Annotated in this window: 13 protein-coding genes; 5 read left to right on the forward strand and 8 right to left on the reverse strand. The window is 44.7% G+C overall.

All coding sequences use genetic code 11. The features are described from left to right. Positions 1 to 63: 63 nt before the first annotated feature. Positions 64 to 1074 (forward strand): D-alanine--D-alanine ligase, encoded by a 1011-nt coding sequence (locus tag DN599_RS12795; RefSeq protein WP_110457981.1) that lies wholly within the window; start codon positions 64 to 66, stop codon positions 1072 to 1074. Positions 1075 to 1215: 141 nt separating this feature from the next. Here the strand turns inward: DN599_RS12795 and DN599_RS12800 are convergent, their stop codons facing one another. The 3 genes from DN599_RS12800 to DN599_RS12810 form a co-directional block, all read right to left on the reverse strand. Continuing rightward, the gene (locus DN599_RS12800; RefSeq protein WP_110457982.1) at positions 1216 to 1659 is read right to left on the reverse strand and encodes an Hsp20 family protein; all 444 of its coding nucleotides are present in this window, start codon (positions 1657 to 1659) and stop codon (positions 1216 to 1218) included. Positions 1660 to 2032: 373 nt separating this feature from the next. After that, entirely contained in the window at positions 2033 to 3748 is a 1716-nt protein-coding gene (ushA, locus tag DN599_RS12805; protein ID WP_204165135.1) for a bifunctional UDP-sugar hydrolase/5'-nucleotidase UshA, read from the reverse strand. Positions 3749 to 4333: 585 nt separating this feature from the next. Further along, positions 4334 to 5005: an alpha/beta hydrolase gene (locus DN599_RS12810; protein ID WP_110457984.1), complete on the reverse strand. Its 672-nt coding sequence runs from the start codon at positions 5003 to 5005 to the stop codon at positions 4334 to 4336. Between the two features lie 361 nt (positions 5006 to 5366). On the opposite strand from DN599_RS12810, the gene DN599_RS12815 reads away from it, so the two are divergent. Next, complete coding sequence (locus DN599_RS12815) at positions 5367 to 6359, forward strand: glutathione S-transferase family protein (RefSeq protein WP_110457985.1); 993 nt, start codon at positions 5367 to 5369, stop codon at positions 6357 to 6359. Positions 6360 to 6444: 85 nt separating this feature from the next. On the opposite strand, the gene DN599_RS12820 is transcribed toward DN599_RS12815, so the two are convergent. The 3 genes from DN599_RS12820 to DN599_RS12830 form a co-directional block, all read right to left on the reverse strand. Next, positions 6445 to 6669 carry a DUF3389 family protein gene (locus DN599_RS12820; protein ID WP_110457986.1) on the reverse strand — a complete coding sequence of 75 codons (225 nt, stop codon included), beginning with the start codon at positions 6667 to 6669 and terminating at the stop codon, positions 6445 to 6447. 132 nt (positions 6670 to 6801) lie between these two features. Continuing rightward, the gene (locus DN599_RS12825; RefSeq protein ID WP_110457987.1) at positions 6802 to 7284 is read right to left on the reverse strand and encodes an FKBP-type peptidyl-prolyl cis-trans isomerase; all 483 of its coding nucleotides are present in this window, start codon (positions 7282 to 7284) and stop codon (positions 6802 to 6804) included. Between the two features lie 152 nt (positions 7285 to 7436). After that, on the reverse strand, positions 7437 to 8615 hold the full coding sequence (locus DN599_RS12830) for a lytic murein transglycosylase (RefSeq protein WP_373317395.1): 1179 nt from the start codon (positions 8613 to 8615) through the stop codon (positions 7437 to 7439). A 284-nt stretch (positions 8616 to 8899) separates the two neighbouring features. Here DN599_RS12830 and DN599_RS12835 point away from each other — a divergent pair, with 284 nt between their 5' ends. Both DN599_RS12835 and DN599_RS12840 read left to right on the forward strand, forming a co-directional pair. Continuing rightward, entirely contained in the window at positions 8900 to 9259 is a 360-nt protein-coding gene (locus DN599_RS12835; RefSeq protein ID WP_110457989.1) for a DUF2750 domain-containing protein, read from the forward strand. A 50-nt stretch (positions 9260 to 9309) separates the two neighbouring features. Further along, positions 9310 to 9957, forward strand: a complete 648-nt coding sequence (locus tag DN599_RS12840; RefSeq protein WP_110457990.1) for a hypothetical protein — start codon at positions 9310 to 9312, stop codon at positions 9955 to 9957. Here the strand turns inward: DN599_RS12840 and DN599_RS12845 are convergent. Beyond that, positions 9954 to 10898, reverse strand: coding sequence for a chemotaxis protein CheV (locus DN599_RS12845; RefSeq protein WP_110457991.1), 945 nt, complete (start codon positions 10896 to 10898; stop codon positions 9954 to 9956). The two genes, DN599_RS12840 and DN599_RS12845, sit on opposite strands and share 4 nt — an antisense overlap. A gap of 1034 nt (positions 10899 to 11932) precedes the next feature. Between DN599_RS12845 and DN599_RS18745 the strand changes: the two genes are divergently transcribed. Then, positions 11933 to 12106 (forward strand): hypothetical protein, encoded by a 174-nt coding sequence (locus tag DN599_RS18745; protein WP_110457992.1) that lies wholly within the window; start codon positions 11933 to 11935, stop codon positions 12104 to 12106. A gap of 147 nt (positions 12107 to 12253) precedes the next feature. Here the strand turns inward: DN599_RS18745 and DN599_RS12855 are convergent, their stop codons facing one another. After that, a complete protein-coding gene (locus DN599_RS12855) occupies positions 12254 to 13174 on the reverse strand; it encodes a 1-aminocyclopropane-1-carboxylate deaminase/D-cysteine desulfhydrase (RefSeq protein WP_204165130.1) in 921 nt (306 codons plus the stop codon). Positions 13175 to 13358 lie beyond the last annotated feature (184 nt).

Genomic DNA, 13358 nt, shown 5'->3' on the forward strand with positions numbered 1-13358 from the left:
ATAAAATTATTAGCGCGTCATAGTGCATCATAACATCTACATTCAGTTGTAAACGGAGACCCGATGAGTCCGACCAATCTATTATTGTTATGTGGTGGTGGTGGTGATGAACACGCTATCTCACTGTTGTCAGCTAACTATTTTGAAACTTCGCTGGCAAAATTAGACCAGGTGAATGTGCTACGTGTCGAACTTGACGGCCATGGTCAGTACACCACCAAAGACGGCCACCACTGTGAGCTCACTAATCGTAAAGAGATCCGTTTCGAAGATGACAGCATAGCGCCTTGGCCTGTGGATTACGTCATCCCTTGTATACATGGCTATCCGGGTGAAACGGGTGATATTCAATCCTATTTTGAACTCATAAAACTGCCCTATTTTGGCTGTAACTCAGAAGGTTCGAGTAACTGTTTTAACAAGGTCACCGCAAAAATGTGGTTTAGCGCACTGGGGATCCCCAATACCCCCTACCTGTTTTTAAATCAACTCGATGACGACGCCATTGAACAAACGCAGCAAGCCTTGGCGGACTGGGGCTCAATTTTCATTAAAGCCGCCTCACAAGGCTCATCTGTTGGCTGCTACCGAGTTGATGATGCAGCGCTTATCCAAACTACGCTGACCGATGCCTTTCAATATTCCCCCTATGTGGTAGTTGAAAAAACCATCAAGGCTCGGGAATTAGAGGTGGCTGTCTATCAATATAAAGGGCAGACAGTGGCGACCCTGCCCGGTGAAGTGATCTGTGCTGGCGACACTTTTTATACTTTCGATGAAAAATATGCAGCTAACAGTAAGGCCACTACACAAGTGGTTGCCGATGTTTCGCCGGCTATCGCCCAACAAATACAGCAGTATGCCATCAAAGTATTTGATGGCATGAAACTGCGTCATTTGTCACGTATCGACTTTTTCTTAACCGAGCAAGGTGAGATCTTACTCAATGAGATCAATACCTTTCCGGGCTTAACTCCAATCTCTATGTTTCCTAAGATGCTAGCCAACCATGGCGACGATTTTAGTGCGTTTTTACACGAAACCATTATGGCGGGGTTATCGGCGGAAAAATAACCGCCTCATGAGCTTATCCTGAGGCGTAGGTTGTAAGGTGTTATGCGTCATTAGCACCGATTGAGTACAAAAAAGGGAGCCAAGGCTCCCTTTTTTGTTTGTGTGAGCAATGCAGGCTAAGCCGCATTGGCTAAGGCGGTATTACTCTTTATTGAGTAAACCTGAGTGGTTGATCTCAATTTTACGAGGTTTGAGCATCTCAGGGATCTCACGTTTGAGATCGATATTGAGTAAGCCGTTTTCTAAATCGGCACCAATCACGGTGACATAATCGGCTAACTGGAATGTACGCTCAAAACCACGCTCAGCAATACCTTGGTATAAGTATTTGCGTTGTTCATTGGCTTGTTCCGCCTTTGTGCCCTTCACAATCAATTTATCACCTTCGCTGGTGATCTCTAATTCTGACATCGAAAAGCCGGCTACAGCCATGGTAATACGGTAACGATTTTCGCTGAGTAGCTCGATGTTATAAGGTGGGTAACCTGAGTTACCTTTGTTCGCTGCTGCATGCTCTGCAAGCTGAGCTAAACGGTCATAACCAATGGCACTGCGATAAAGTGGAGATAGATCATAATTACGCATTTTTATATCCTTGTATTAAGCAATATAGTGAAAATTTGGCCGACCACCCATATAGTGGGCTTGAGTCGCACCGTTTGACTGTCTCTCTAGTAACGTTAATTCAATGAGGGTGACAGCCCTGTTAATGGTCGATTGCACAGCCCCAAAGGCACTGTACTTCAGTCAACCCGAAAGCCTCGTCGAGCGCTTCCTACAGACTATATAGGGATAGGCAAAATTGTTTTCAAGTCATCACTGCAAAAAATTTTATCGCGTCTAACTTATCTATTAACCGCCAATAAAAAAGCAGCCTTGCGGCTGCTTTCACGCTGTAAAGTGTAAGGTAATAACCCTAACGCCTCTGGCATAGCAAGGTGCTAGTTAAATCATGTCATTACTCTGCTGCACAACTTGCAACAACTTTACCCGCTTTAGTGAACGTGAGCTCGCCATCTACCGGCGCATAATCGACTATCGATAGGCTTGGGTTTTTAACGAAGTAATCACGGAATACCGCGGCATCGGTCAACTGGGTGTCAATATAATTTGGGTGTTGGTTAACGATAGGGTAATCATCACCACCCGCTGCACTAAAGTGGATCAGTGCAAAGGTGTAATTTTGCTCTAGGTCAAAGGCGCGGCCACCTAATTGAGCAATATCGACAGTCCCTGCATCACAATTAACGTCCATTGCGACTTTGTTAAATTGTGGGTAACCTCCACCGGTTTTAACAGCAACAGCGGCCAGGTAATCTTGCACTTCAGCGCCGGTCATGGTGACGTATGACACAAAGTTACCAAATGGCTGCACGGTCAGTACATCACGATAAGAAATATCACCTTGTGCAATCGATGCGCGAATACCGCCTGAGTTCATTACGCCAAAATCGGCCGTCACATTAAAGTTATTGGTCACAAATTCAGAATATGCAGTTGTCAGCAATTGACCTAGGTTAGTTTGCTGACCACGTACTATATTTCGCTCCCCTTCAAATACCCCATCGGTGTACGAGATCACCACATCAAGCAACTCTTGACCGCGCTCTTGGTAAGGCTTGAGCATGGCATACACATCTTGGTCTTGCTCAATCTCTTCGGTCACGTAGACCAATTCACCAGCGTCATCTTTGGTCTTTAAGTTAATTGGGATCAACTGATAACTTGCCAGCGTTAACTCACCGTCAAGGTATTCAAAATCGGCGCGGCCCACATACTTGCCCCACTCGTGGGCTTGCATGATATAGGTGCCATTTTGCACATCAGGTTTACACTCATCACCAGGTTTGAAGTCGGCATATTCGCTGCCTTCCATACACACTGGATTTTGCGAATGACCACCAATAATGGCTTGTAATTGGCCAGCCTCCACCGAGCGGGCTAACAACACATCACCTGGGGCCTCTGTACCATGATTACCGTTGGCGTAATGGCCCATGTGGGTTAGTGCAAATACCATATCCACAGTTTCATTTTGTTCAATTTCAGCTAATACTTTTTTAAGCTCGACCTGTGGATCGGTAAAGCTTAGTGGCTCAACATTTTCCGGGTTAACGATCTTTGGTGTATCAACGGTTGTGAAACCGACAATGGCCACTTTAACCCCATCAAGTTCAAACACACGGTAGGGTTCAAAATAGCGCTCATCACTATTCTTATGGTAAATGTTAGCCGCTAACATGGGGAATCTCGCCAGCGTTTGCTGCATATCGAGCACATCTAATGAGTTATCAAACTCATGATTACCCACAGCCATTGCATCGTATTCCAGTAGGTTCATACCGACAAAATCGGGAATAGCCTGTTGCATATCAGACTCTGGAACACCGGTATTGATATCACCACCAGACAAAACGATGGCTTGGCCACCACGGCTTTCAACTTCGTCTTTAATCTGTTCGATGACCGTCATACGAGCGGCCATACCATATTCGCCTTTGCTGTTTTGCCAAAAACGACCGTGGTTATCGTTGGTGTGGATCACAGTAAATGTTTTACAAGCATCACCTGCAAGTTCACATGCTGTTTTAACTTGATCATCATCGCTATTACAACCAGCAAGTGCAGCGAGCACTGCTGTCGCAACTAATCCTTTAATAAGCTTATTCATTATTACATCAACCCCTAATTTTAGTTTTTAATAACCATTATTCTTGTGCCGGCGAATCGGAGTTATCGCCAGCCAATATAATAACAAACATTACACCTAAATTGTGGCATTTTTATGAACAAGCTTGAGCTAACTCATTATTTTAAAACAATTTTATTAAAATCATTGTTCGTTAACAAAAACAAGGGTGTTTAAAAGTGAAAACAAACACGCTCATTGGCACTTCACTTTGAAATAAAATCGCTACATTTAAATCACTTACATCAGTCAAGTATCTATAACCCAGCATCCTCTACTCAAAACAACAAAACAGTAACAATCCTCCCGTGATTGCTACGGAGATGAAACTTTTATGCATTTTATTGGTTAACTGAAGGTCATTAATGCTGGTAAAGCGTCAATAGGAGCGATGCCGATTTGTGGATGCTTAACTGCGCGCCACAACAATAAATTGCGGCGCGTGTAACTTAGGTGACTGGATAGCGCGATATAGCATTAGCGATTGACTCGAAGAAGACGGCCTAACGCCGCACGGAACTTGAGCCGTTTATGTCGCATCATGGCTGATTATAGGGAGTTAATTTGTGCTTAGCTTAAACAGTCAGTCAACCAGCGGCCAATATCTTGTAACTGATTTGGCAGCACGCTATGCCCCATAGGGTAGGTTTGCCACTGGGTTGGGTAACCTGCGGCTCGAATAAGCTCAAACGCCGCCAATCCTAAAGATAACGGCACCACCTCATCTTGCTCACCGTGCTGCTGTAAAATAGGCGTCGTTAAATTTGCTTCACTTAGCTGCGTTGGTAATGCATTACCTGTTGGCAGATAACAAGAGAGCGCCATGATCCCAGCTAATTTTTTAGGGTATCGCAATCCGGTAAATAGGCTCATCACCCCACCTTGACTGAAGCCTGCTAAGACAATGTTCTCTGCTGGGATCCCCGCCGCTACCTGTCGATCGATTAAAGCGGCGATGGCTTTCTCAGAATGCAGCACGCCTGGCATATCGGCGCGATTATCCATCTCCATCCCCTTGATATCATACCAAGCAGGCATGACATAACCTTGATTAATGGTCACGGCCATACTTGGCGCATGGGGGAAAATAAACCGCACAGCTAGCGCATCTGGCATGCCTAACATGGGGACGACTGGGGCAAAACCGGCCCCAGAATCTCCCAATCCATGTAACCAGATCACACAGGCTTTAGCGGGAAATTTGGGTTCTATGGTGATCTGCTCTAATGGCTGATTCGACATTTTTATATCCTTTAACAAGAGATTGTGGATTGTTTATGGTTGTGATGACTGCAGCGATGATGCCAATGTTGTTCGATTCACACACGCGCAGTCGAAAAATGAGTGTCACGGTTTAGGTTGTTATCTGAAGCGCCACCGAAACGATAGCCTTACTCACCAATGGTTCTCACCTCGCCATTGAGCACACTTAAAAGGAATGGCCAACAAAAATTAAGCCAACCCGCTGGTGCGCAATCATAACAGGAAGGCTCAACACACCCAACTATTCGAAAAATTCGATATTTTAAGGCCGTTTTCTGGCCTTTTTATTTCGTTGGTGGACTTATACACTCAATAGACCAGCAAATAATGAGGCAAACTAATGGGATTACTACAAGGTGGTAAGTGGGTCGACCAATGGTACGACACAGAAAAAACCGCGGGGCAATTTGTAAGAGAAGATGCCGCCTTTCGTCATTGGATAACAAAGCCAACCCCTGACAACCCTCATCCTAAATTTGAACCTCAATCGGGCCGTTACCATCTCTATGTTTCGCTGGCCTGCCCGTGGGCACACCGCACCTTAATTTTTCGGTCATTAAAGTCACTGCAATCACATATCGATGTGACCGTAGTGGAGCCGCATATGTTGGCTAATGGCTGGGAGTTTAGTGGGCCAAACCAGAGTAGTGATGCCATACATATTGACGGGGCTGAGCCAGATAGCCTTAATGGCCGTGATTATCTGTATCAACTGTATCAACAAGCAAAAGCGGATCATAGTGGCCGAGTTACCGTCCCTGTTTTGTGGGATAAGCACCACAACACCATTGTCAGTAACGAGTCGGCGGAGATCATCCGTATGTTTAACGATACATTTGACGATATTACTGGCAATACCAGCGACTTTTACCCCAGTAAACTTCGAACTGAAATCGATACGCTAAATGATTGGATATACCAAACCATTAATAATGGTGTCTATCGAGTCGGGTTTGCGACCACTCAACACGCCTATGTGCAGGCATTTGATACCCTGTTTAGTGCGCTCGATACTTTAGAGCAACGCCTGACGACCCAGCGATATCTCACTGGTGACACCATCACCGAAGCCGATTGGCGCCTGTTTACCACGCTTATCCGTTTCGATGCTGTGTACGTGGGCCACTTTAAGACCAACCGCAACAGGCTGGCCGATATGCCTGCCATTCACGCTTATATGAAAGCACTGTATCAATACCCTGGGATTGCAGAAACGGTTAATTTTGAACACATTAAGCAGCACTACTATTTCAGCCATGGGCAAATTAATCCCACCCGCATTGTGCCTGTAGGGCCAAGGCTGGATCTACTCAGTCCCCATGGTCGTGATTAAGGTCGTTTCAATGCGCCATGAGAATATGCTTAGTGAGAGCCACCATTATAAAATATTGATCTAGTAGCTTAAGTTGCCAGCGAGCTTAGCCATCAATGCCAAGCTCGCTTGCCACGTCATCGAACTGTTCGATAGAGTCGAGTTTAATGCTCCAACGTACCGCGCCTGCATCGGCCACTAAGGTGAGCGCGCTGCGCATCAGCTTAATGTCTTCTGCCATGGCATATAACGACACGCCTGTTGCCGAAAGCAATATTTGGATCTCCTGCATCGACACCACAATCTTACCTTGAGCGAAATTAATCACCATTATTGGACCCGTCTTCTAGCGTTGAGTATGAACATAAAAAAACCCAAACGCTTGTCTGGGTTTTTAGCGATATGGCACTTAATTTTCACCTTAGCCTCAGTGCTGAATCACTGAGGCTAAGGCATTAAAGATTTAGTGGTGATGGCCGCCAACCCCGTGGGCGTGACCATGAGCAATCTCTTCGGCACTGGCTTCGCGCGCATCGACAATCGTTAAGTCAAAGGTTAACTCGCGACCGGCTAAAGGATGATTAACATCCACGGTCGCCATAAACTTACCCACTTTAACTACGGTCACTTGGCGCTGACCTTGATCAGTGTTGATAATGGCGCGCATGCCGGGTTTCCACACTTTAGCGCCCTGAAGATGCTTAACTGAAACCCGCTGCTCTGCATCCTCATTACGAATACCGTAAGTCAACTCTGGTGGCAATGTCACTGAGAAACTGTCACCCACGTCACGACCGGTAATGGCATTTTCGACACCGGGCATCATATTGTCATGACCATGAAGATAGGCGATGGGATCTAGCCCTTCGTTGGTCTCAAGCACGTCGCCCGCTTCGTCACGTAACGTGTAGTTAAACTGCACCACCATATCATCTTTAATGCTCATCAAGGATCCTTTGTCTCTGTTCAAAAATAAAATTCGCCAGAGCTTAACAAAACTTGTTTCATTGCTCTAGCGCTATCACTACCTTGGCACGATTTAATTAGGCTAAGGCAACCATGACCACCGCCATGGACGCATCATGCAGCGCTCGATGATTATTCCAACCCCAGCAGCTTGAAGGTTTCATCACTTGGAAAACCATCGGCAATTAATCCCACGCTGCGCTGATAGTCCTGTAAACCGGAGCGCGAATTACGCCCAAGTACGCCATCTGGAGTGCCAACATCAAACCCTTTTTCATTGAGCTTAGTCTGTAACGCTTTGAGCTTGTCACGACTGATATTCGCTTGTTGCGGCGGCGCTACACGTAATGGCGCCGCGCCATTAATACGGTCGGCTAAATGCCCTACCGCGATGGCATAAAATTCAGAGCGGTTCCAACGCATGATCACATTAAAATTGTCATAGCCTAAAAATGCAGGGCCTGTATGACCTGCCGGTAAATATAAGGCCGCCTGCATATCTGGGGTCGACAACGGCTGCCCATTAGCTTTCGTTAACCCAAGTGTCGCCCACTGGGTCAGTGGTAAGGTGGCTTTGCTACCCAAATAACGATAATCATAGGCGTTAGGCACCAAGACTTCACGGCCCCAGCGCTCATTACGTGCCCAGCCTAATTGTTTTAAAAAATTGGCCGCTGAGCTAAGCGCATCGGCAGTACTGTTCCATAAATCGGCTTTACCATCGCCATCGCCATCGACCGCATATTGTGCATAAGCCGACGGCATAAACTGAGTGTGTCCCATGGCGCCCGCCCACGAGCCAACCATGTCACTGGTATCAAACTGATAGGCTTCCTTGAGTTTCAATGCCTGAAGTAACTCGCCACTAAAATAACGGCTACGACGTTGATCGCAGGCCAATGTAGTAAGCGAATCAATCACTGGCATCTTACCTTTATAAGAGCCAAAATTAGTTTCCAGCCCCCAAAAAGCCATCAAATACTGAGGAGGAATGCCGTAGGTCTGTTGTAATTGACTCAGTAATGGACCGTGTTGCTTTAATAAACGGCGCCCTTCTTGTACACGCCAATCGGTCACGCGCTTAGTAAAATAATTTTCAAATGTTTGACTAAACTCAGGCTGCTTTTTATCCAGCTCAATAACGCGTGTCACATACTTAACCTGACCCAAGGTTTCATCAATGGTTTTGGTCGAAATGCCAGCGGCTATGGCTTGCTGTTTTAGATTATCGACGCAAACATTGAAATCTTGTTCCGCATTAATGGGGTCAACAGCCAAGGCTGAAAAAGCACTGAGACTCGAGGCAAACATGATTGAGGCAAGGGTGAACATTTTAGTCAAAATAGGGACTCCACAATATTAGGGCTGAATATACACGCTACCCAATAACTGACAGCCTAAAAAAGATGATAGCGTACTGACATCATAGCGATAGAAACTATTAATACTAAGTATTTTATGATTAATTATTGTTGGAATTGCCGCTTTTAAGAGTGAGCGTTTAAATAGTGCACTTTTTCATAAAACAATCACTTGGTCGAGCACTCACTTGGCGTATAATAGGGCCGTTTTTAATCGACTTCTAAGAGAGCAACATGACTGATAGCAATCCCGTATTAGCAAGTTTTATCGACAACGTAAAAGAACACCAAGCCGTTTGGGGTCTTCAAGACGAAACTGGCGAAGGCTGGGTGGTATGTGACTCTTCAGAATATGAAGAAACGGATGTGATGCCGCTGTGGTCAAGTGAAGCACAGGCAAAAGTGCATTGCACCGACGAATGGCAAGATTATCAACCCGCGGCTATTAGCCTAGAAGAGTTTTTAGAATACTGGGTTAAAGATCTACATGATGATGGCGTCTTAGTGGGCGTTGACTGGATAGCTGAGCAAGAGTGCTTAGAGTTAGATCCTATCGACCTAGCTAAAAACTTAGTCGATATCGAGCAAGAATAATTCCTTGGCAAGTCTTATTGTAGTGATGTCAGTAGCCGAGGGAACTTCCCTTGTCTGCTGATATCCCGTTAATCGATATCCCATTTGAGCAACGTCACACCTGTTGGTTTTGCAGTGAACCTTGCGATTGCGTGCTGCATTATGAAGCACAGCCTTACACTCCCCATCCCTCATTAGCCGTCCCCTGCTGTAAAGAGTGCCTCAACATTGCCAAACGCTCGCCATTAACCTCTATTTGGGATTGCCATATGGCAGTTAAAGATGAATTAATGCGCATTTATGCTAAACATTTAGCCATTGGTGAAAACTGGACAGAGCAAGAACTCGCCGAGTCTGAGTTTTCGTGTAAGGTGTTTGAGGGGTTTAAAAAGAGTGCTTGGTTTATGTATCAAGTGGCTAAAACCCGCGTAAGTGTTGCGCCTTGGCCACTGAGCATCGATGGAGTGCTGATTGACAATCAAGATTATCAACTGGCGTTTGAATTTGATGGGGTTCAATATCGCAGTATTGCTAATGCTGTAGAGCATTACAGCCAGATGCTGGGGTTAGACCGCCACTTTTTACATGATATTGTAACGCTCGTCGGGCGAGAGCGTTTTGCCTACGCGGTCAGAGTCTGCCGCCTTAATATCGTTAGTACTCAAGCCGTCAAACGGCAAATCTTGGCTGACATCGCCAGCCAAGAAAATCACATTTAAGCCTCGACTAACTGCCTGAGACGATCTTGCACCACACCGACCAATAAATCCGGCTGGAACTTTGAGATAAATTTATTACAGCCCACCTTTTCGACCATAGCATGATTAAAACTACCACTGAGTGAGGTATTGAGGGTGATGAATAATGCCTGCATGCGTTTGTCATTACGTATCTCATGGGTGAGCCGGTAACCGTCCATTTCAGGCATTTCTGCATCGGTTATCAACATCAAAATCTCATCGTAAACGTTAATCCCTTCATCACACCAGCTTTGCAACAACTTCAGCGCTTGCAAACCGTCAGATACCTCTATCACTTCGATACCCAAGGGCATTAAGGTCTCTTTAATTTGCCGCCTAGCTGTTGAGGAGTCATCGGCAATTAAAATCTTGCGCCCCACCATATTCTCAACCAATGACTCATCTAACACGCCATCAGATAGCGTGATATCGTAATGGATGATCTCAGCCAGCACCTTTTCTACATCGATAATTGACACTAATTGTGTTCCACCATCGACCTCAATTTTAGTAATAGCGGTTAAATAACTGTTACTACCAGCGGTTTTCGGAGGCGGCATAATGTCGCCCCAGGTCATGTTAATGATGTGCTCAACCTTACCCACCATAAAACCTTGCACGCTGCGGTTATATTCAGTGATGATTAAATTAGCCTCAAGGTTCTCTGCCATCGGCTGATAGCCAATGGCACGACGTAAATCGATCACTGGAATCGATACGCCGCGGATATTGGCCACCCCTTTAATACTGTCATGGCTACCAGGAAGATGACTTAACGCCGGCAGTTTAACGACCTCTTTCACTTTGAAGACATTAATGGCGAACAATTGGGTGGCATTAATACGGAACAATAAGAGCTCTAAACGATTTTCACCCACCAATTTTGTTCTTTGATCAACTGAATCTAACACCTTAGCCATACATCATCCCGTTACTGCTTTTAAATGTGTGTACTTATTTTGCGTTGATTATAACTCGTATAGCGGGATTTAGAATCACCTTAAGCCATTGAAGATCACATGTTATCTATATTTTTAATGACATTTCCGCTACTTTACCTAATCAAAAGTATTAAGCTAACCTCTGCCATCGCCATCATATTGCCAGTGACCAGTTGTCATAAGGTTATTCAACCAACTCCAGCATAAAACCTAGGGCCTATTGATCTTTGCTGGTTGAATGTTGTTCGAGACAAAAACGTGTTAATCGAGGCGAATGGATTACAGCCTAGCCATCTAAGCAAAATTCACTTAACAAAGAGTCAAATGATTTTAGCCAACCCTTTCGGGCAGCATTTGTTGAGTATTTCTACTGCGTTCTTAGCTTTTTATGTGGAATAACTACACCACAAAGCTTCTGCCTTGTATAAATACCCAACAATTCGCTGTAACAACAAGCTTGAAAGATCAACAGGCCCTAGGCAAGCATAATAGATAATATTCAAAGCACTCATTGAGCAAACAAGCCTTAATAAAACAATACCTAAACAGCACACCGCTAAAAAGGCACGGTTCAATCATTCACTTAGCCACTCACGTATGTTGCGTAAAATGCACATAATGATAGCGATAAGGCTAACGAATGAAATAAAACAACAATAATGACAGCAATATGTTGACAAAGGTTAACTTGTCGATATACTCGCTCAATTGAACTTCCTGCCCCATTTGCTTGTATAGCTCGACCCTTCAGTCATCGCATCCAACAAAAATCAGCAGCATCTCTTTTGTCATAGATTTGTCATCAAACGATGGTTAACTCTATAGGCTAACAATTCAATGTTGTGATCTGTCTAACAACGATTATCAGATTAAGCCACAACGTCGACTTGATTAGCGCTAAAGAAATGGATAGTCTCAGTAACTTAGAATTCATCTTTCGCTAAAGCTAAGGATATTTTTATTATTAAATTTCAACTGCTAACCAAGCAGTCATTATTAAAGGAGTATGGCCTATGTCGTACAATATGAACGGTCAAGAGATCACGGTTAATTTTCCAGTGGCCTCGATATCATCAAACAAAACGTCTATCGCATTTACTGACAGTGTTGGTAAAAATAGACAAACCTTTTCAAAACGTACCGAAGCGTTACAGTTTATGAAATGGTTACTTTCAAGCAATAAATAAATCTCAGGCTATTCGATACACCTCCTCTCATCGTATCGAAGGTTGCTAACGCAACAAGTAGGATTGACATCATTCGTCAACGACTCAGCACACTTCATTTGGCCTAGGTTGTATCACTTTCACAGATACTGACCTAGCCAAGTGATATTACCCCCCATATTTGCGCCTGTATCTCGGCAACATAGACTCATTCCCCAGTAATCCACCTTGATGTACATAAAGCACCTTAGCCATTGGCTTATTTGCAAGAAAGTGCAGTAATACTAGCCAGCCGAGTGGATCGTACAGTAATTCAAACTCCATTCCAGCTTGCTTAAGCTTTTGCCATACTTGGAAAAATTCGGGATAAAGCTTACCAAAATGGTAACGTTTATTCGGGCTCAAAATTTGAGGAAACATAGACTCATCGCTAGCCAACATTCGCCATTGCAGCTTAAGGTAATCATCCCCGCCAACGGCTGAGCATGTCATTACTTGAATGCTATCATCGAGTTCGGTAAAACTCTTTTGTAAAAATAGCGCTGTGGTTCCCGTCCCCGAAGGTAAAAAAACCGTAAGCTGACTTAACTGCTCGGCCTGTTTCCACGCTATGATCTCACATGCTAATTGCCGCACCCCAGGTTCTGCATAATGACAACGTCCACCTTCTGGAATAAATAACAGCTCGTCACGGCCCGGTAATACACATTGCTCAATATAATCCGCGCAATCATGCTGTCCCCTATCTAGGCACTGACTTAAGTCAATAATCTTAGCGCCATTTTGCAACGCTGCACGGTAATTACCCAGCGGATTGTTAAGGAGGTGGCTGGCGATATGATCGACATAAAACTGTAATTGCCAGCCCTTGAGTTTAGCCAGTGCGGACATAGAATAGAGTGAGTTCGCTTGGGGTGAGCCATATCCCACCAAAGTGTCAATACTGGGGAAGTCCTGCTCGAGAAAATAGGCAAACTTGCGCGCCTTATTACCAGAAAAAGCCGGATGGAGTAAGTCATCTCGTTTGACAAAAACATCATGCCCATCAACATGTAGCACATGTACTGGTGTATCAGTCAGTTGTATCATAAGCCGATCATAGATAAAGAACTCCATTTTACACGGGCTGTTACGCCTTGGCTAACTTCAATCTCAAGTACCTTAGCGACGCTATGGCGGTGCACTGTTGATAGCATGCTCCCGCTTATTTGTTAGTCTGATGTGCTAAGCAGTAGTGAAAAATCCCATCTATGCGTGTAATGAAAATTAAAAA

The sequence above is a fragment of the Shewanella algidipiscicola genome (assembly GCF_900380485.1).
GTDB lineage: Bacteria > Pseudomonadota > Gammaproteobacteria > Enterobacterales > Shewanellaceae > Shewanella > Shewanella algidipiscicola.

Bases quoted from the DNA above. Each gene is read 5' to 3' on its own strand.
- DN599_RS12830 (WP_373317395.1), bottom strand. From the start codon at position 8,615: ATGTTTGCCTCGAGTCTCAGTGCTTTTTCAGCCTTGGCTGTTGACCCC.
- DN599_RS18745 (WP_110457992.1), top strand. From the start codon at position 11,933: ATGTCGTACAATATGAACGGTCAAGAGATCACGGTTAATTTTCCAGTG.
- DN599_RS12855 (WP_204165130.1), bottom strand. From the start codon at position 13,174: ATGATACAACTGACTGATACACCAGTACATGTGCTACATGTTGATGGG.
- DN599_RS12825 (WP_110457987.1), bottom strand. From the start codon at position 7,284: ATGAGCATTAAAGATGATATGGTGGTGCAGTTTAACTACACGTTACGT.
- DN599_RS12815 (WP_110457985.1), top strand. From the start codon at position 5,367: ATGGGATTACTACAAGGTGGTAAGTGGGTCGACCAATGGTACGACACA.
- DN599_RS12820 (WP_110457986.1), bottom strand. From the start codon at position 6,669: ATGGTGATTAATTTCGCTCAAGGTAAGATTGTGGTGTCGATGCAGGAG.
- DN599_RS12835 (WP_110457989.1), top strand. From the start codon at position 8,900: ATGACTGATAGCAATCCCGTATTAGCAAGTTTTATCGACAACGTAAAA.
- DN599_RS12795 (WP_110457981.1), top strand. From the start codon at position 64: ATGAGTCCGACCAATCTATTATTGTTATGTGGTGGTGGTGGTGATGAA.
- DN599_RS12845 (WP_110457991.1), bottom strand. From the start codon at position 10,898: ATGGCTAAGGTGTTAGATTCAGTTGATCAAAGAACAAAATTGGTGGGT.
- DN599_RS12810 (WP_110457984.1), bottom strand. From the start codon at position 5,005: ATGTCGAATCAGCCATTAGAGCAGATCACCATAGAACCCAAATTTCCC.
- DN599_RS12800 (WP_110457982.1), bottom strand. From the start codon at position 1,659: ATGCGTAATTATGATCTATCTCCACTTTATCGCAGTGCCATTGGTTAT.